Raw genomic sequence first — 18580 nt, forward strand, 5'->3', positions numbered from 1 at the left:
TAATAGCAGCAATCAAAAAAGCATGACAGAAATCGAACCCAGAGCCGACAAAGCGGTCGAAATCCACTACAATTGTAAAAATCTTGTATTGTGGTGGAAATTTTTCACCAAATCACGTAGAACAGGGTCGCAAAAGAGCAGACCACTTAGTGTCACAAAATCATTACCATATGCGGCACTAACGCAAAAGGATAATTATGAGAAGAGCAGTTATTACAGGGCTGGGTATTGTATCCAGTATTGGCACAAATCAAGACGAAGTGACCGCGTCACTAAAAGCAGGCAAATCTGGTATTACCTTTTCCGAAGAATTTGCAGAAATGGGTCTGCGCAGCCAGGTGTGGGGTAATGTTGATATCGACTTTAAAGACCACATCGATCGTAAAGCCATGCGCTTTATGGGTGATGCTGCGGCCTATGCTTTTGTCGCTATGCAACAAGCCGTAGCCGACAGTGGTCTGGAAGCGTCTGATGTTTCTAACATTCGTACTGGTATCGTGGCTGGCTCTGGTGGCGGTTCTTCCTTTAACCAGGTGGGCTCTGCTGACGTCATCCGTGAAAAAGGCATTAAACGCGTAGGACCTTACATGGTGCCGCGTTGTATGGGCTCAACGGTATCAGCCTGTCTGGCAACACCGTTTAAAATTTTAGGGGTTAACTACTCCATTTCTTCAGCCTGTGCTACCAGTGCTCACTGTATCGGTCATGCGCTGGAGTTGATTCAACTGGGTAAACAGGATGTCGTGTTTGCCGGTGGTGGTGAAGAACTGAGCTGGGCGCTGTCTGGTCAGTTTGATGCCATGGGCGCATTATCAACCAAGTACAACGATAACCCGGCAACGGCGTCGCGTACTTACGATGCTGACCGTGATGGCTTTGTTAGCTCTGGCGGTGGCGGTATGGTTGTGGTTGAAGAACTCGAGCACGCACTTGCACGTGGTGCAACTATCTATGCCGAAGTAGCGGGATACGGCGCAACTTCTGATGGCTACGACATGGTAGCACCATCGGGCGAAGGCGCTGTGCGTTGTATGCAAATGGCACTGCAAGGCATCGATGCGCCTATCGATTACCTGAACACCCACGGTACCTCTACACCGGTTGGTGACGTGAAGGAGCTGGCAGCTATTCAGGAAGTATTTGGTCAGTCTGGCGTACCGCTGGCGTCAACCAAATCACTCACTGGTCACGCGCTGGGCGCGGCTGGCGTAAACGAAGCCATTTACAGCCTGTTAATGATGAAACACGGTTTTATTGCGCCGTCGATTAACATTGATAATCTGGACGAAGCGGCAGCGGGTCTGGATGTAGTTACCAGCACTCGTGAAGCGACACTGAACACCGTAATGTCTAACAGTTTCGGTTTTGGTGGTACTAACGCATCACTGGTAATGAAGCGTTTCGTAAAATAAGCTATTGCTATTATTAGCCGGAGCACAAATTCCGGCTAATCTCTTTTCCTGCATTACAAATCTCCCTAAACAATTTCTTTGTGCCAGCGACTTAAGTTACACTGCGCAGCATGAAAATACGCTATGAAAAATCGTTGCCTTTGGCACAGGACTATTTCGCGTCGCTGGGTGATGCCCAGGGCTATGACGTGGGAACGTTGACGCCTGAACAACTGGTGGATGTGGATGTACTGGCCGTACGCTCTACTACCACGGTAACCCCGGAACTGCTTAGTTGCGCTAATCGCCTGACGCTGGTTGGCACCGCTACAGCCGGTATCAATCATCTCGACACCCGTTATCTCGATGCTCAGGGCATTTACTGGATGTCGGCGGCCGGATGCAATGCTCAGGCAGTTGCCGAATACGTGTTAAGCGTGCTGTGTAATGCCCATGCGGAAAACTTTACTGATTTAGCCAAGGCCACTGTGGGTATTTTGGGGGCAGGGCATGTCGGCACAGCGTTAAGTCAGTTGCTGGACGCCTTTGGCGTGGCTTACAAGCTGTACGACCCGCCGTTACAGCAACAAGGCGATTCGCGCTCGTTTTGTGACTGGCAAAGTATTCTTGATTGCGACGTGATTACGCTGCATGTGCCTTTCGTTAAAGAGGGGGATTACCCCACTGGTAATCTGATTGATGCGCAGGTACTGGCGCAGTTAACCGACAAACAATTGCTGATCAATGCCTGTCGCGGTGAAGTTATCGACGAACCAGCGCTCAAACAACGCTTACAGACTGAAAACGCTCCCCGAGTGGTGCTTGATGTGTTTGCCAATGAACCGGCCATTGACGCCGATTTATTACCTTACCTGTGGTTGGCTACGCCGCATATTGCCGGTCACAGTGTAGAGGGCAAATATTCAGGCACACAGATGGTTTACGAGGCCATTTGTGACTTGCTTGGCGTAACGGCAGAGAAATCTCTGAGCGATTTTTTACCCGAACAGCCAAATTTGCACGTAGCCCTTGAATTATGCAGCGATCAAAGCGACAATCTGGCCCCCGCGATAGCGCTGATGCTGTCGGTATACGACGTAAAAGAAGACGACAAGAACTTCCGTCAGGGGCTGGCAGGGCCTGAAACTTTCAGTGCAATGCGCAAAAATTATCGGATCCGCAGAGAATTAGCCGGTCATCACGTGCTGAATACCTCGCTGTTAGATCCCACACAGCAAGCACAGCTTGCTGAATTAGGCTTTAACCTAAAATAACGACAGATAAGAAAAAGTCAGTTTTTTTACAATGGCAGATACCTGCCAAGTTAGAATATTAGGAGCTTAACCTACTATGTCACAAGCCTTTAACGTAGCCGTTCTTGGTGCCACCGGTCTGGTTGGTCAGACCATGATTGAAATTCTGGAACAGCGGAAGTTTCCTGTTGCAAAACTGTTTCCGTTAGCCAGTAAACGTTCTGCCGGCGGTACGATTACGTTTAAGGGCGAAGAAGTAGAAGTACTGAATGCGGACGAGTTTGACTGGTCACAGGTTCAGTTTGGTTTCTTCTCTGCCGGTGGCAGTGTGTCAGCTAAATATGCGCCTATCGCAGCAGAAGCGGGTTGTATCGTAATCGATAACACTTCGCACTACCGTTACGAGCCGGATATCCCACTGGTTGTGCCGGAAGTTAACGCCCATGCCCTGGCGGATTTCCGCAACCGTAACATCATTGCTAACCCTAACTGTTCTACTATCCAGATGCTGGTGGCGTTAAAGCCAATTCAGGACGCAGTGGGTATTGATCGTATTAACGTTTGTACTTACCAGTCGGTATCTGGTGCCGGTAAATCTGCAATGGAAGAACTGGCCAAGCAAACAGCGGATCTGCTGAGCGCGCGTGAAATCACGCCAGAAGCGTTCAGCCGCCAGATTGCGTTTAATGCAATCCCGCAAATTGATGTATTCATGGACAATGACTACACCAAAGAAGAAATGAAAATGTCATGGGAAACCAAGAAAATCATGGGTGATGATTCAATCCTGGTTAACCCGACTGCAGTACGTGTGCCGGTATTCTTTGGCCATGGCGAAGCCATTCACATCGAAACCCGTCAGCCAATCAGCGCGGAAGAAGTGAAACAATTACTGGCTAATGCGCCGGGCGTTAAGGTTTATGATGCGCGCGAAGAGTTCCCAACGCAGGTTAGCAGCGCGAGCGGCAACGATTTGGTGCACGTAGGTCGTATCCGTAACGATATCACTCATCCCAATGGTCTGAACATGTGGGTTGTGTCTGACAACATCCGTAAGGGTGCGGCAACCAACAGCGTACAAATTGCCGAAGTACTGATTCGCGATTATTTGTAAGCTAACGCGCTGAGCGTTCTAAACTTCTGACCGTAGTGGTCGATATAACAAAAGCGGGCTTGTTCCCGCTTTTGTTGGTTTTAGCGTTACGTGTTTTACACTATCAGCGATAAATTGGCGGGAAAGGTCATCATCTTGCAACATTTTCTAGATCGACCCGACCAACTGGTTTATATTTTAAATAAAGATTTTGTAAAAAAATGGCAAAGCAATTTGCTGCGCAAGGCAAGTCAGATGCAAATGCTTGCCGTCCTGGTAAGGCGCCGGGAATATTGCCAACATAACAACAAACACGCCAGCTTGTCCGCGCTAACGATACGGGACTGGCATCGCGAATGTGAACCGCGTTAATACGCTGGTGCATTACGCTTGAGGGCAAAAAAGGAACGCTATGAAATTGCATTTAACCGGCTGCATACTACTGATGATGCTGATCAGCATGGTAAGCGACCCGGTTGCCGCACAAAATACGCCATTAAGAGGTCCTAAAGACGCAACCAACCAGTATTCTGGTGTGGTGTTTGGTCCTATTGATTCCAATGACACCTTGTGGCGTGTTGCCAGCCGTTATCGGCAAAATCCTAATTTGTCCATTTATCAGGTGATGGTAGCGATTTATGAGCTCAATCCTGATGCCTTTGAACAAAATAACCTTAATCTGATGGTAGATGGCGCAACGTTAAAGCTGCCGTCAGAGCGTTATATTGCCCGCATTGACCGCGAGAAAGCCCGCCAGAAAGCCGATGCCGATGACGCGGCATTTGCCCGTATGGCCAGTCAGCCCGGTGACAGTCTGCAAAATCTCAAACCACCGGTTCCTTTGGTTAATCAGGACGATCTTACCCAGACCAAAACACAAATAGAACAACAACTCAATCAAATTGATCAGTCGCAGGCCCGTCAGTTTGAAGAGCTGCGTAATCAGTTTGCAGCCTCAATCGACAGTGTGCAGGCACTGCTTGACGATAACCGTAAGCTGTACGAGCGCATTGACCAGATTAATACCGAGCTTAGCGCGCTGCGTGGCCGGGTGGATGACGAAGTTGATTTGAAGGTCGACGAACTGTTGGCGCTACAGCGGGAACAGCGTGAATTGTTGCTCAGTGAAAGAGCGGCGAAGGAAGCCGAAGAAGCGAATTCTATCATGCACCTGCTGACCAGCCCCATGGCATTAATTGCTGGCTCCGGGTTGTTAACCCTGTCGCTGATCGCCGGTCTGATAGTCTGGCTGATGAAGCGTAAGAGTCAGCCATCAGATGAGATGACACTGCCGACCAAAGAAGCCGTGCCTGAGCCCGACGAAGGCATAGCCGATTTATCCACGGCTCTGGAAACCGATCTGGCAGGTGAGGAGTTGTCTGATGAAGAGCTCTTTAATGACGATGATTTACTCGACGATGTCCTGTCTACCGAGCTTGAAGAGTCGCTGAACGATGACGACACCTTCGCTGATTTGAATGACGATATGCTGGTGCCCGCCGACAGCGATAATGACATCTTCGAAGAAGGCGACGGTGAACTTGGTCAGGACGATCTCGACAGCTTATTTGATGATGAGTTTGCCAATGACGATGCCAATGACGACGCCGATGATGCCATTGACTTGTCGGATGCCGATGATCTGTTGGAAGGTTTTGATGAAGGCAGCAACGAAGAGCTGGCCAGTTTTGATGAAGACGCTCTGCCGGAAGACGACGAAGCTGAACCAACCTCTGATGAAGAGTTGGCAGCGTTACTGGAAGATCCTGAACAGGTATACCAGACCGAAGCGACTCAGGCTCCAGAGGCTGATGATGACGCTGGCGACATAACAGATGTTGATGATATTGATGCGTTACTGGCGGCAACTCAGGGCGCTGGCGATACTAATGCTGCACCGAGCGAAGACGAAGAAGACGATGCGCCGGAAATCTCCATTGATGACTTGCTGGAAGCCAATAAACTCAGTGATGAAGATAAAGCCAAATTACCGGTAGATGATGGCCCGGTTGGCGAAGAAATGCTGGAGAAACTCGATGAAGAAATTACCCAGCAGTCGCAGGCGCTGGATAGACTGACCGACAGCATTATTGGTGAAATCGAACAAATCGAGATGATGGGCGATTTAGCCGGCGAGCTGGATGATGAAGACGAAGAAGGCGATCTGCTCGATGATGCCGGCCTGGCCAGTGGCGACGCGCAGGATGAGTCTAAACTGCAAAGCATCGATGATATTACCGATGATTTAGAAGAAATCGATTTTGACAATATTGAAAATGCGGATGCCTTTGATGACCCGCTGTCTGACGAATTGCTGGCCGAGCTGGAAGCCGAACTGCCAGAGGAAGATGAGGATGACAATGCCTTTTCACTGACTGCGGCCAATACCGGGGACGAGTTGGATGAAACGGTTTTTGAGCAGGATGTTGCCGACGACCTGACTGACGAACTGCTGGCAGAGCTGGAAGCCGTTGAGTCAACCGAAGAAGATACGCTTTCTGATGAGCCTGACTCCGGTCTTGAGGCGGATATCAGCGATGACTTTGATGAGTCAGATCTGGAAGATGACCTGACTCGTGAGTTGTTAAGTGAGCTCGATGCCGGCGATGATGATGATGTGGTTGAATCTGAACCCGATGCAGTGCAGATCGATGAAGAGGTTGCCGATGAGGAAACTGACCCGTTTGACGATCCACTGACCGATGATTTACTGGCCGAACTTGAAGCTGAGGATGAGGAAGAGGATTTAACTCAGACCCTGATTCAGGAACTAAACGAGCTGGACGCTGCTGAGTCAGCCGAACAGGAACAGCCCGAGGCTGATGCTGAGCTGGGTGAAGAAGACTTTGATTTAACCCCTGAAGGTTTTGAAGAGCAAGACAGCGTAGCGGAAACTACTGCAGAGCCAGAGCCAGAGCCAGAGCCAGAGCCAGAGCCAGAGCCAGAGCCAGAGCCAGACTTAATGGATGAATCTCAGGATGCGCTCGATCAGGCACTGGCCGAGTTTGACAAGCAGATGATGGAAGATATTCCATCACTGTCTGGTGGCTTTGACATGCCTGAATCTGCTGATTCAGACGATGTTGACGACGACATACTGGATCAGGCGTTGGCTGATTTCGAAAACGAAATCGACAGTTTCGAACTCGAGCAGGAACAAGATGGTATTTTGCCTGGCGAAGAAACCGAGCCTGCGTTAGCCGATAAATTTGAAGAACTCGACGACGTGCCGGGACTGGATGACTGGCTGTCAGAAAGCGATAGCGACGATGAGTCGGCAATTCTGGATGAGCTGAATAACAGTGATTTTGACGAGTTACTGGGCGCTATTGACAGTGAGCCGGAGACAGACTCAAAACCAGAACCTGAAGAATTGGTACTGGATAATCCGGATCTGGATTTAAATGCGTTGTTCAGCGAGCAGGACGAGCTGGATAGGCCTGCGCCGGCCAGTCAGCCTGTGTCTGAGGTAGCCGCCGAAGACGATTATGTGGATGTTGAAACACTCATGGCAGAAGCCGACGACATACCACAGGATGAAGATGAGCGTGATTTAGACCTCGACGTTAGTTTATCTGAGTTTACCGGTATCAGTGATGACGACGATGTGTTTGATATCGATAAAGATGCCGGTCAGAACGCTAACCTGGACTTAGCCCGGGTGTACATCGAAATGGAAGATCCTGAAGCGGCGCGGGAACTGCTTGAAGAAGTACTTGAAAAAGGTTCAGAAGCACAACAGGTTGAAGCGAAAAACCTGCTGGTAACCCTCTAAATTAGGGCCAGCACTTAATTTGACGTTGGCCAGTATCACCATTCTCTATGTCATCGGTCTAACGGTGGTCAGTCATCCCTGAATTGAAAACGATATCAGGGATGACTAAGCGTCCTTGTTACCGTGAATACATTAAAATAGGGGGGCAGGATGACCATGTTCAGATATCTGCCGCCAAAATCGAGTGTCTGGGGGCACTCATTAGGCAGAAGAAAGGTTTCAGTTATCGCTGAAAGTATTAATGCTTTTATGACTGACGTCGTTGAAGAACCATTATGCAGAGGTGGTCACCTGAGCGTATCTTCAGGTTTTGGTTTGCCGCAGCCACAAAATGTCATCGAACAATTTGAAAACAGTATAGGTATTAAATTGGCTCGGGGATACGCAAAGCTGGATGAATCTCAATGCCACGTTGCCATAGAGCAAGCATTGTCACTTCTCCCTACATTAGACCAAAAATTACACATCGATATTTCCAGAACTATAGAGTTCGACAAATGGCGGCTTAATGACGAGTTAGTTAATGCGCCTGACACCTGCCGTTTAACCTGGAGATTAGGTACAAATTGTTCGGTATCCACCGAGCTCTATTTTAATTCAGAAGCGGAATTTACCGGTTTGTCTGAACTATTTACCAAATACAGCCTTGGCAAGTTAAAGCCTAATCATTTAAAAGAATGCAAAAAGTAAAAGCATATCTGTGTTTCGGATGGCGTTGGTTATCAGGAGAAATATGTTGAAAATAATTGTTATGGCAATGCTGGCTTTAGGTTGTGTAGGCTGCTTTTCGATCCCCGATACTGAAGAAGAGTTGAGGAGCAATGCTTACAAAATAGATCAATATTGTTCTCCCTTAAGCTTCGCAGATACCTATTCAGTCGTGGCAAGGAATACTGCAAGATGCCATGCCCAAAACGAAGATGCGTTAGTGCCTGCTGCCGGACTGTTTATTCCGTTATCTACGCAAGACATTGTAAAAGGTGAAATAACCTCACCCAATCAAATAGCCAAAATCTTAGTTGAGTATAAAAATCCGGTAGAGGGAGGCTTTTTGCAGGCTATAGATATCATGGCGACAGAATCATGCCCTGCAGAGGTGTCTGTATACGTTTTGAATGACACCAAAAAATGGCTGTCTGCCAGTGCATCAGTGTTGAAGTGGTTAAATGGCGATAGTGAAAGCTGTTTTGCGCTTTTTTAATACTGAGTAACCCTGGGTAGTGAGATAAGTAACTGTTGTTGCAGTGTAACTCGTCATTAAACCACTTGCAGCCATTAAAAATATTGGGTCAGACGGCATCAGAATGCCGCGTATATAACGCCATCACAAGTTGGATTACACCCACCAAAAGGGGGCTGTAAAACAGATAAATATCTATAAAATGAGGTGTTATCCTGAACCATGGATGGCTTTGTGACTGCCCGATATAAGCCACGGTTGCAAGTGACAGCAGACCCGCCAGTAGCATAAATAAACGTGAATAAAACGACGGTTTACGCGGCCAAACCAATGAGGTCATTGCGATAAAACCTAAAATACCGCCTGTACCGGTGAGCATATACTGAATGCCAAAAACGATGTCGCCTTCTATAGCTGCAACCAGGCCAAGTAATGCGCCGATAGCGGCAAAGGGGAGCAGGAATAATGCGGGAACCCACCCAAAGAGCGCAGTTATCATTCTAAGGCGTGTCGAGTTTACCATCCCTGTGGTCCTAGTGTTCCTTGTTACTAAACTGACCGTAGCACGCCCTGACTCTGGCTTCAAATTCGCCTTTTTTAACCATTTGCCTATTGCACAGCAGCAGAAAAATTCGCTAGCATGGTTGATTAAAGTGTAGCCATTGTCGTTAGTTCTAAACCACGGATTCGGTTGCCTAAGTGATATTCATGGAGTGAAAAAATGCGTTTGTTATCGACTATTTTTATTGGTGCTGTGTTGGTTACCTCTGCGCTGCCAGCAGGCACAGCGATTGCCGTTCCAGCCCAGGGCGATGTTCGCCCGCTGGTATCTGGCGAGCGGGTGCGGGTAAATAAAATTACCCGTGATATTACCAGTGCAATGCAAGAACTGGATAAAAACGGTGCCAAACCGTTTCAGGATCCTGCCTATGTTAAACGGTGGCAGCAGTCTTATGAGCGCTTTAAAAAAGCGCTGGCCAAATATCCCCAGGTAAACGATCCGGATGTGATTGCAGCAACCAGAAAGTTACAGGAATACGCCAACCTTATTCAGGTTGGTATCAATGAAGGAACGAAACAAGTACAGCAAACCGGTGATGTTCAGGCGCGTCTGGCAAAAATCGAGACAGCCTTTCGAAGCAACCAGCCGCCGGGCTGGCTTAAGGTGCCTTTTACCGAAGAGCAGGTCAGACAGTGGATTAACAAGGCTGGCGTAGCTAAAGGCACAGCAGAAAGCGCGATTGCGGCATTGGATGATATTGCTAAGAATGCATATTTACCGGTTAATGCCGGTCCTTCGCAAAGTGGCGATAGGTACGATAAACAGGATCTGAGTCGACTTAAAAACTATGCCAACAGTATTGTAAAAAAAGTTAATGAAGCCGTTGTCACTACCGAGCAAAACCTGCGTCATGCAGCAGAAATGCAGGGCCGGGAACTACAGGGGTATAACCAAATTGACCCTAATGATCCTTCCGACCAGGCCAATTATTTTTTAAACGAAGGGGCTGAAGCCCGAATGTACGCCGGTTTTGAGCGCCAACTGGCCATAGCTAACTCCTTTGTGGCATACCAGAAAGGATTAGGCCAGCAACCCAATAAAGCGGTTACCGATCGTGTCGCCTACATTGAAGGGGTTAAACAGCGTTATGGCGCGCTGCGCGAAAAACTGCTAGGTGAGAGTAGCTTGCCTGAAGCCAAGTCTACCGACAGTAAGCTTATTGATATCGCGAACCGGATTTTAGCGATACCACGTTATAAATTTGGTAATCATGGCCCGGTGGTGCTCACCAGCAAAGGCATTGTCCAAAAAGAAAAAGAATTGTCCGAGGAAGAGTACAACGATGTGGATATTAGTTTATCCGGTGAAATTACATTAACGGGTACCAAGACAACGTGGCATTATCGCTGGGATGAATTCACATTTGCCACGCCTATTCAGGATCCTCACTCCAAACAGTGGTACGTGTGGTGGATAACGGCTAAGAAATTCTCTTCCGGCGCATCTACCACGCCTATTGGCGAATGGGTCTCTGGTGGCGCTACAAAAGGCGGTGTTATTCTGGAAAAAACTTTTAAATTCAATTGACATTAAGCATTGATACCGAGTTGGCCTGAGCGCATATGTGATTGCAGGCCAGCAACACTGGCACGGATATCTGGTTTTACCGCGCATTAAACCAGAGTTTGTTTTGTTTATCATAATTATCATACCAGTCATAGGATTGGTCATTTTCTCTATGAATTTTTCAGATAGAATCCCCAGTGGGAAATAACAATACAAACTACGGATCCTGAGAATGAAAAATAAATTAGTGACCTTACTGGCGGCAGCCATAGGCCTTACGGCCGTTGGTCTGGCCTCGCCGGATTTAAAAGCGCGTCAAACGGTACAAACCGAAGTTCTCGATGAGATTAAACAGCAGGTTAGTCAGTCGACATTGTCCTATGACATTGTCGAGTCGCTGACCACAGAAGTTGGTCCACGGATGGTGGGAACACCCGGCGCAGATTTGGCTACCGGGTGGGCGGTGGCCAAAATGAAATCACTGGGCTTTGATAAAGTCTGGACAGAAGAAAGCCAGGCGCAGCTATGGCAGCGCGGTGATCTTACCGCTAGCATTACCGCCCCTTATCCGCATAAGCTGGTTGCCATAGCCCTTGGTGGCAGTGTTGGCACTGCGGGCAAAACCGTTGAGGCGGAAGTGGCCTATTTTGCCGATCTGAAAGCCCTGCAGGAAGCGCCAGAGGGTAGCCTCCAGGGTAAAATTGCCTATGTTGGTTATCGAATGGAGCGCCATATCGACGGCCATGGTTACGGTAAAGCGGTTGGGGCAAGGGTAATTGGTGCCTCTGCAGCGGCCCAAAAAGGCGCGCTGGCATTTGTTATGCGTTCAGTTGGTACCGATACCGACCGCATCGGTCACACCGGGATGATGCGCTACGAAGAAGGCGTAAAAAAGATTCCTGCTGTTGCACTGTCTAATCCCGATGCGGATTTGTTAGAAAACATGCTTCGTCGCGACGCACCGGTGACATTTTCGTTAAATACCAATGCCAGTGGCCCAACCGGAAAAACCGTTACCATTGCTAACGTAATTGGCGAGGTTACCGGCGCGCAAACCCCGCAAGAGGTGATTACTTTAGGCGCACACATTGATAGCTGGGATGTGGGTACAGGGGCCATTGATGACGGCATTGGTATTGGCATCGTGCTGGCCGCCGGGCATTATATTGCCAATATGAAGCAGCGTCCGGCGCGTACCATCCGGGTGATTTTATTTGCTGCAGAAGAGATAGGCCTGGTGGGCGTGCGCGATTACGTGGCAAAACACCAGGACGAAATGCCCCGCCATATGCTGGGCGCAGAATGGGATTTTGGTAATGGCCGAATCTATCAGTTGGAGCCTGGTGTTGGCCCGGCCGCATTAAACTCAGTACGTGACTTTGCTAATTATCTGGCCCCGATGGGCGTGTCGCTGGCCGAAACCAATACGGCGAAAGGCCAGTCTGACATGAGTGTGCTGGGCGAGGCCGGTCAGCCTGCCTTCAACTTTGCGCCGGATGGGCTGGATTATTTTGACTACCATCACACTGAAAACGACACACTGGATAAAGTTGATCAGGATGCTATTAAGGTAAACACAACAATCTACACTTTGTTTGCCTGGTATGCTGCTAACAGCGGCGTCGATTTTCGTTTATAAGCGTTGAGCAAAAGGGAGAACAGGGTTCTCCCTTTTGCTTTTGCTAATTTCCATCTACTTTTCCCAATTTTCATCCTCACCTGCCAATTTCCTGCCGGTGCCGATTGCCCATCGCCCTCGCTTTCCGTAAACTTACGCGCTTCGTAGCAACACAAAGCAATTTAGCATGACCCGAATCGCCCTTGGTATAGAATATGATGGTGCCCGGCACTATGGCTGGCAACGACAACAGGAAGTGCCCAGCGTACAGGGCTACCTTGAAAAAGCACTGTCTACCGTAGCTAACACAACCATTGAGGTGCAATGCGCTGGTCGAACTGATGCCGGTGTGCATGCCACTGGTCAGGTAGTGCATTTTGACTGTGACGTACCACGCCCCCTAAAAGCCTGGACCATGGGCGTTAACGCCAATCTGCCCGATTCAGTTGCGGTGAAATGGTGTACGGAAGTCAGCGATGATTTTCATGCGCGTTTTTCGGCTACCGGTCGCCGCTATCGCTACATTATTTACAATCACAAAATGCGCCCGGCTATTTTGTATCACGGTGTCACCCATGTGCATCGCGATCTGGACGAAAACAAGATGCATGAAGCGGCCCAGGCGTTGCTGGGAGAGCAGGATTTCAGTGCTTTCAGAGCCGCGCTTTGTCAGTCAAAAAGCCCGTTCAGAAACGTCACCAAAGTCAGTGTTACCCGCCAGGGATGTTATGTGATTGTGGATATCTGCGCCAATGCGTTTTTGCACCACATGGTGCGTAATATTGTTGGCTCGTTAGTCGAAATTGGCAGTGGCCATCAACCGCTTGACTGGATAGCCACTTTACTGGCCGGTAAAGATCGAACCCTCGCTGCGGCAACAGCCAAACCCAATGGCCTGTATCTGGTTGACGTGGATTATCCGGCGTCATTTGGTTTACCCCGGTCGGTGCTGGGGCCGTTATTTTTGCCGGATAATTAGTTGGCTGGGGACTATTGCGCTGGTCTGACTGAATTACACACAAAAACAATGCAGTGATAACAATGACAGGCTTTATACGTATAAATAATTGTACTTCTTAGACCAGTTTTATTTTTCGCTATTGCGTTGAATATGCTCTAATATGTCGCCATATGCGGATATAATCCATCGTTTATTATTTCATCATCCTGTACCGGGTACGAACAACCATAAAAAGCCAAGGTTAACAGGTTACCAAAAAGGACATCTCTGGCATGAGCTGGATTCAAAAAATTCTTCCTAAGACACAAACATCTACCAAGGGTAATGTACCTGAAGGTATCTGGACTAAATGTAATAGCTGTCAGGCCGTACTGTATAAGCAGGACCTGGAAAAGCAGCTGGAAGTGTGTCCAAAATGTGATAACCACATGCGTATTACTGCACGTCGTCGCCTGGATGCGTTTTTAGACGCCGGAGAAAGACAAGAACTGGCCGGTGATTTAGAGCCACAGGATATCCTTAAATTTAAGGACTCCAAGCGTTATAAAGATCGCATCACCGCGGCGCAAAAATCCACTAACGAAAAAGACGCCCTTATCGTTATGAAAGGCAAGCTAAAAGGTATGCCGGTAGTGGTAGCCAGCTTTGAATTTGCCTTTATGGGCGGCTCAATGGCATCGGTTGTGGGCGCACGTTTTGTGGCGGCGGTTAACGCGGCAATTGCAGCAAAATGCCCGCTAATTTGTTTTTCTGCCAGTGGTGGTGCTCGTATGCAGGAAGCCTTACTGTCGCTGATGCAAATGGCTAAAACCTCTGCTGCGCTGGCCAAATTAAGTGAAAAAGGCCTGCCTTACATATCGGTAATGACCGACCCGACGATGGGCGGTGTGTCGGCCAGTTTAGCCATGCTGGGTGATATCAATGTCGCAGAGCCAAAAGCCCTGATTGGTTTTGCTGGTCCTCGTGTTATTGAGCAAACCGTTCGCGAAAAACTGCCGGAAGGGTTCCAGCGCAGTGAGTTTTTGCTGGAGAAAGGCGCAATCGACATGATTGTCGACCGTCGCGAAATGCGTGATAAATTACACGGCGTTCTGGCCAAACTGCATCGCCCTGATTAATTCAGGGCGCTGACTTTTATGAGCAAAAATTTGTTGCAATGGCTCGACTATCTCGAGTCCATTCACCCAAGTGCCATCGACATGGGGCTTGACCGTGTTGCCCAGGTAGCACAGATTCTTTCTATTCACTTTGATGCCCGGGTTATCACCGTTGGTGGTACCAACGGAAAGGGTACGACCTCTGCTCTGATTGAAAATGCTTTATTGTTAAGCGGTAAGACGGTGGGCGTTTACAGTTCGCCACACCTGCTGGATTACCGCGAAAGAGTACGCGTCAACGGGCAGTTGCCCGACGAAGTGGCGTTTTGTACTGCGTTTGCAAAAGTTGAAGCAGCCCGGGGCGCTATCAGCCTGACCTATTTTGAATTTGGCACACTGGCCGCAATGCTCATGCTGATGGAAGCCGATCTTGATGTGGTAGTGCTGGAAGTGGGCTTAGGCGGGCGACTGGATGCGACCAATATTATTACCCCGGACTGTGCAGTCATCACCAGCATTGGACTTGACCACCAGGACTGGCTGGGTGATACGCGGGAAAAAATCGCCCTGGAGAAAGTCGGCATTATCCGCCGTCAGGGCAAGGTGGTAATAGGCGAACCGGAACCGCCAGAAACCCTTATCGACGCAGTGGCAAAACTGGATGCCGATGCCTGGTGGCGCGAGCAGCAATTCTCTGTTACGCGTCAGCAAAATGGTTGTATCTGGCAGGCTGGTGAACAACAAATTGAACTTCCCGACACCGCAATACCACTCAATAACGTAGCAACAGCGTTAGCGGTTTTACAGCACAGCGGCTTTAATCTGAGCCCTGGTATTTTGTTTGAGGCAGTCGCTAAAACACAATTACCTGGTCGTCGCCAGCTTATTGCACAGCAACCGCCAACGTATCTGGATGTGGGGCACAATCCGCAGGCGACTCAGTCGCTGGCCGAATGGCTGGACAGTAAATCTTTTGACCGTTTGCACATAGTGGTAGCCATGCTTAACGATAAAGCTCCGGCTGAATCGCTGGCGCCGTTTAAGCGCTTTAATCCGCAATGGTATCTGGCTGCGACCCACGGTCCCCGCGGATTAGCGGCACAAAAGCTGGCCCTTGCAGTGGCATCAGATAACAAGCTTGTGTTTGAAGAGGTTACCAAGGCTTATCAGGCTGCGCGTGATACAGGTCAGCAAAATGACCTGATATTAGTCGTTGGCTCTTTTCATACAGTTGCAGATATTCTGGCGTTACCGCACAATACACAAAACTCATAACAGGAACACAGGTAGTGGCGGCAGCATTAAAGAACAGGTTGGTAGGCACTGTTATTTTGGTGGCAGTGGCGGTGATTGTTTTGCCAGACATGTTAGATGGCAAAAAATCCAGCAGTGAAGATGTGTTCGTTAACGTACCTGCGGCACCTGCGAAAAAGCCCATCGTTAATCCTGAACCCTTTCCGGAAGAGCGGGTAATGGCTTCTGCTCAGCGCCCCGTTGAGATTGTTAACGAGCCTGCGCTGGATGATCCTGCGCCTCAGGAGACGCCAGTACCGGCTCAGGACGTGGTTGAGCCGGTTACGGTGACTAATTCTGCCAATGGTGACCTGGCCAGACAAACCGTGGTAGAGGCCCCTAAAGATACCGAGCAAAACAATAGCTGGGTAATTCAGCTAGGTAGCTTTCGTCATCAGAAGAATGTGAAGCAATTGCTCGATAAACTCGCAAACGCCGGTTACCGTGCTTTTAGCCGACCCATCGAAACCAGCTCCGGCCCACTTACCAAAGTGTTTGTCGGACCAAACCTGAATAAGCGTGAGCTTGATGGCGCGCTTTCCCACCTGCAGGAACTAACCGGTCTGCGTGGTAAAGTAACCCGTTTTAGTGTTAATGGATAAGTATACTGCGGCGCAGGACAGTTAAGTTGACAGTTGGTGGCTGGATGAAATTTCGGCACTGGTAATCCCTCTGACTTCTGGTAGAATGCGCGCGAATTTGATGTGGGCTGGATTGTTAATTTAATCAATCGGCGCACTAACAGGATGGATAAGAATCTTCAAATGAATTGGCTCGATTACGCGATTATAGGTGTGATAGCGCTATCCACGCTGATAAGTCTTGTGCGTGGTTTTGTTAAGGAAGCCATTTCACTGGCCGTTTGGTTTGCAGCCATGTTTGTGGCCAGTCAGTTTTACGCCGATTTAGCGGTTTATTTTACCCGGATCAGCGATGAGCTTATTCGTAACGGTGCTGCTATCGCAGCACTCTTCGTTGCTACCCTATTATTAGGGGCATTAGTCAATTACACTGTCAGCCAGCTGGTTGAAGCGACCGGCCTTTCTGGTACCGATCGGGCACTGGGGGCAGTTTTTGGCGCATTACGCGGCGTTCTGATAGTAAGTGCGCTATTATTTTTTCTGGATACGTTTACACCTTCAGCCTCATCAGACTGGTGGGACGAATCGGTGCTTGTGCCAGAATTTGCAGTAATCATAGAGTGGTTTTTTAATTACGTAAAAGACGGCTCCAGTTTTTTAACTCCCGCTTAAATAGGTAACCTACATGTGTGGTATTGTCGGAATAGTTGGTAAAACTCCGGTTGCTCAGTCGTTGTATGACTGTTTAACGGTTTTACAGCACCGAGGTCAGGATGCTGCTGGTATCATGACTATTGATAACGGTGTGTTTAATCTGCGTAAAGACAATGGACTGGTTCGGGATGTATTTCATACCCGTCATATGAAGCGCCTCACAGGGAATATGGGCATCGGCCACTGCCGCTATCCAACGGCGGGTTCTTCAAGCTCAGCCGAAGCACAACCATTTTATGTTAACTCGCCCTTTGGTATTGCGTTTGCGCACAATGGTAATCTTACCAATGCGCACGATTTGCAAATCGAAGTTGCTAAGGTGGCGCGTCGTCATATCAACACCACGTCAGATTCAGAGATTCTGATGAATATCTTTGCTCACGAACTGTCTCAGCGCACCAGTGGCCTGACCGTTTCGCCAAAAGATATTTTTGAAGTGGTAACCAATGTTCACACTAAAGCCCGCGGTGCTTACGCCTGTGTGGCTGCCATCATTGGCCTGGGCGTGGTGGCGTTTCGCGATCCAAATGGCATTCGTCCGCTAGCGCTGGGTAAGCGCGTTACGGAAATGGGCGAAGAATACATGGTGGCCTCTGAGAGCGTGGCACTGGATGCGGTTGGATTTAAATTTATCCGCGACGTAGCGCCGGGTGAAGCGGTATTTATTACCGAACAAGGTGAACTGTTTACTCAGCAATGTGCTGAAACACCAGTAACTTCGCCTTGTATCTTTGAGTTTGTTTACTTTGCCCGCCCTGATTCGTTTATCGATGGCATTTCAGTTTACGCGTCGCGCGTTAATATGGGTAAAAAGCTGGGCGAAAAGATTGCCCGGGAGTGGGCTGATTTAGATATCGACGTGGTTATTCCTATTCCGGAAACGTCAATGGATATCGCGCTGCAAATCGCTAACACGCTGGATTTACCTTATCGTCAGGGGTTTGTGAAAAACCGCTACATCGGCCGTACGTTCATTATGCCGGGCCAGACCCAGCGTAAAAAATCAGTGCGCCGTAAGCTAAACGCGATCTCTTCTGAGTTTAAAGGTAAAAACGTACTGCTGGTAGATGACTCCATCGTACGGGGAACCACTTCTGGTCAGATCATCGAAATGGCCAGAGAGTCGGGTGCCAAGAAAGTGTACTTTGCGTCTGCTGCGCCGGAAATTCGTTTTCCTAACGTGTATGGCATCGATATGCCTTCCGCTAACGAGCTGATTGCCTATGGCCGTGAAATCGACCAGATTTCTGACCTGATCCAGGCCGACGGCTTAATCTTCCAGGATATCAGTGATCTGGTAGAAGCGGTAAAAGATGAGAATCCACAAATTTCACGGTTTGAAACCTCCGTATTTGACGGAAACTATATCACCGGTGACGTGGATCAGGCTTATCTGGAACGTATTGATGCAGCCCGTAATGACCAGGCTAAGAAAGCACCGGTTGTTCAGGCAGAATTATCCAACCTGGATATGCACAACTTTGAAGCCTGATAGCTGAAAAGCACACAAACAAAAGCCGTTCCAAAGAACGGCTTTTTTGTGCATGATTGCCGGG

The 18580-nt window shown here is 48.8% G+C and carries 15 protein-coding genes; 14 read left to right on the forward strand and 1 reads right to left on the reverse strand.

Annotated elements, in window-relative coordinates; translation table 11 throughout:
* Positions 1-197 precede the first annotated feature (197 nt).
* The 6 genes from fabB (at position 198) to BFC17_RS06665 (ending at position 8713) form a co-directional block, all read left to right on the forward strand.
* Complete coding sequence (fabB, locus tag BFC17_RS06640) at positions 198-1412, forward strand: beta-ketoacyl-ACP synthase I (RefSeq protein WP_070175673.1); 1215 nt, start codon at positions 198-200, stop codon at positions 1410-1412.
* A gap of 110 nt (positions 1413-1522) precedes the next feature.
* Entirely contained in the window at positions 1523-2665 is a 1143-nt protein-coding gene (locus BFC17_RS06645) for a 4-phosphoerythronate dehydrogenase (RefSeq protein WP_070175674.1), read from the forward strand.
* A 76-nt stretch (positions 2666-2741) separates the two neighbouring features.
* A complete protein-coding gene (locus BFC17_RS06650) occupies positions 2742-3758 on the forward strand; it encodes an aspartate-semialdehyde dehydrogenase (protein ID WP_070175675.1) in 1017 nt (338 codons plus the stop codon).
* 391 nt (positions 3759-4149) lie between these two features.
* Positions 4150-7512, forward strand: coding sequence for a FimV/HubP family polar landmark protein (locus BFC17_RS06655; protein WP_070175676.1), 3363 nt, complete (start codon positions 4150-4152; stop codon positions 7510-7512).
* 156 nt (positions 7513-7668) lie between these two features.
* On the forward strand, positions 7669-8202 hold the full coding sequence (locus BFC17_RS06660; protein WP_070175677.1) for a hypothetical protein: 534 nt from the start codon (positions 7669-7671) through the stop codon (positions 8200-8202).
* A 43-nt stretch (positions 8203-8245) separates the two neighbouring features.
* Positions 8246-8713 (forward strand): hypothetical protein, encoded by a 468-nt coding sequence (locus BFC17_RS06665; protein WP_070175678.1) that lies wholly within the window; start codon positions 8246-8248, stop codon positions 8711-8713.
* 88 nt (positions 8714-8801) lie between these two features.
* On the opposite strand, the gene BFC17_RS06670 is transcribed toward BFC17_RS06665, so the two are convergent.
* Entirely contained in the window at positions 8802-9215 is a 414-nt protein-coding gene (locus BFC17_RS06670; protein WP_139142013.1) for a hypothetical protein, read from the reverse strand.
* Between the two features lie 198 nt (positions 9216-9413).
* Here BFC17_RS06670 and BFC17_RS06675 point away from each other — a divergent pair, with 198 nt between their 5' ends.
* The 8 genes from BFC17_RS06675 to purF all read left to right on the forward strand — a co-directional run bounded on the left by BFC17_RS06675 (position 9414) and on the right by purF (position 18516).
* Complete coding sequence (locus BFC17_RS06675; protein ID WP_070175680.1) at positions 9414-10781, forward strand: hypothetical protein; 1368 nt, start codon at positions 9414-9416, stop codon at positions 10779-10781.
* 211 nt (positions 10782-10992) lie between these two features.
* A complete protein-coding gene (locus tag BFC17_RS06680) occupies positions 10993-12399 on the forward strand; it encodes a M28 family peptidase (protein ID WP_070175681.1) in 1407 nt (468 codons plus the stop codon).
* A gap of 166 nt (positions 12400-12565) precedes the next feature.
* Positions 12566-13357 (forward strand): tRNA pseudouridine(38-40) synthase TruA, encoded by a 792-nt coding sequence (truA, locus tag BFC17_RS06685; RefSeq protein WP_070175682.1) that lies wholly within the window; start codon positions 12566-12568, stop codon positions 13355-13357.
* Positions 13358-13611: 254 nt separating this feature from the next.
* Positions 13612-14457 (forward strand): acetyl-CoA carboxylase, carboxyltransferase subunit beta, encoded by an 846-nt coding sequence (gene accD / locus BFC17_RS06690; protein ID WP_070175683.1) that lies wholly within the window; start codon positions 13612-13614, stop codon positions 14455-14457.
* A gap of 18 nt (positions 14458-14475) precedes the next feature.
* The gene (gene folC, locus BFC17_RS06695; protein ID WP_070175684.1) at positions 14476-15711 is read left to right on the forward strand and encodes a bifunctional tetrahydrofolate synthase/dihydrofolate synthase; all 1236 of its coding nucleotides are present in this window, start codon (positions 14476-14478) and stop codon (positions 15709-15711) included.
* 14 nt (positions 15712-15725) lie between these two features.
* Positions 15726-16331: an SPOR domain-containing protein gene (locus tag BFC17_RS06700; protein WP_070175685.1), complete on the forward strand. Its 606-nt coding sequence runs from the start codon at positions 15726-15728 to the stop codon at positions 16329-16331.
* A 162-nt stretch (positions 16332-16493) separates the two neighbouring features.
* Positions 16494-16982 carry a CvpA family protein gene (locus tag BFC17_RS06705; protein ID WP_070175686.1) on the forward strand — a complete coding sequence of 163 codons (489 nt, stop codon included), beginning with the start codon at positions 16494-16496 and terminating at the stop codon, positions 16980-16982.
* A gap of 13 nt (positions 16983-16995) precedes the next feature.
* Positions 16996-18516, forward strand: coding sequence for an amidophosphoribosyltransferase (gene purF / locus BFC17_RS06710; protein WP_070175687.1), 1521 nt, complete (start codon positions 16996-16998; stop codon positions 18514-18516).
* The last annotated feature ends 64 nt before the right edge of the window (positions 18517-18580 follow it).

It is taken from the genome of Marisediminitalea lipolytica (assembly GCF_001758465.1).
GTDB lineage: Bacteria > Pseudomonadota > Gammaproteobacteria > Enterobacterales > Alteromonadaceae > Alteromonas > Alteromonas lipolytica.

Coding starts and splice junctions, on each gene's coding strand:
- BFC17_RS06650 (WP_070175675.1), top strand. CDS start 2,742: ATGTCACAAGCCTTTAACGTAGCCGTTCTTGGTGCCACCGGTCTGGTT.
- BFC17_RS06645 (WP_070175674.1), top strand. CDS start 1,523: ATGAAAATACGCTATGAAAAATCGTTGCCTTTGGCACAGGACTATTTC.
- folC (WP_070175684.1), top strand. CDS start 14,476: ATGAGCAAAAATTTGTTGCAATGGCTCGACTATCTCGAGTCCATTCAC.
- BFC17_RS06670 (WP_139142013.1), bottom strand. CDS start 9,215: ATGGTAAACTCGACACGCCTTAGAATGATAACTGCGCTCTTTGGGTGG.
- BFC17_RS06675 (WP_070175680.1), top strand. CDS start 9,414: ATGCGTTTGTTATCGACTATTTTTATTGGTGCTGTGTTGGTTACCTCT.
- BFC17_RS06680 (WP_070175681.1), top strand. CDS start 10,993: ATGAAAAATAAATTAGTGACCTTACTGGCGGCAGCCATAGGCCTTACG.
- BFC17_RS06660 (WP_070175677.1), top strand. CDS start 7,669: ATGTTCAGATATCTGCCGCCAAAATCGAGTGTCTGGGGGCACTCATTA.
- accD (WP_070175683.1), top strand. CDS start 13,612: ATGAGCTGGATTCAAAAAATTCTTCCTAAGACACAAACATCTACCAAG.
- purF (WP_070175687.1), top strand. CDS start 16,996: ATGTGTGGTATTGTCGGAATAGTTGGTAAAACTCCGGTTGCTCAGTCG.
- truA (WP_070175682.1), top strand. CDS start 12,566: ATGACCCGAATCGCCCTTGGTATAGAATATGATGGTGCCCGGCACTAT.
- BFC17_RS06655 (WP_070175676.1), top strand. CDS start 4,150: ATGAAATTGCATTTAACCGGCTGCATACTACTGATGATGCTGATCAGC.
- BFC17_RS06665 (WP_070175678.1), top strand. CDS start 8,246: ATGTTGAAAATAATTGTTATGGCAATGCTGGCTTTAGGTTGTGTAGGC.
- fabB (WP_070175673.1), top strand. CDS start 198: ATGAGAAGAGCAGTTATTACAGGGCTGGGTATTGTATCCAGTATTGGC.
- BFC17_RS06705 (WP_070175686.1), top strand. CDS start 16,494: ATGAATTGGCTCGATTACGCGATTATAGGTGTGATAGCGCTATCCACG.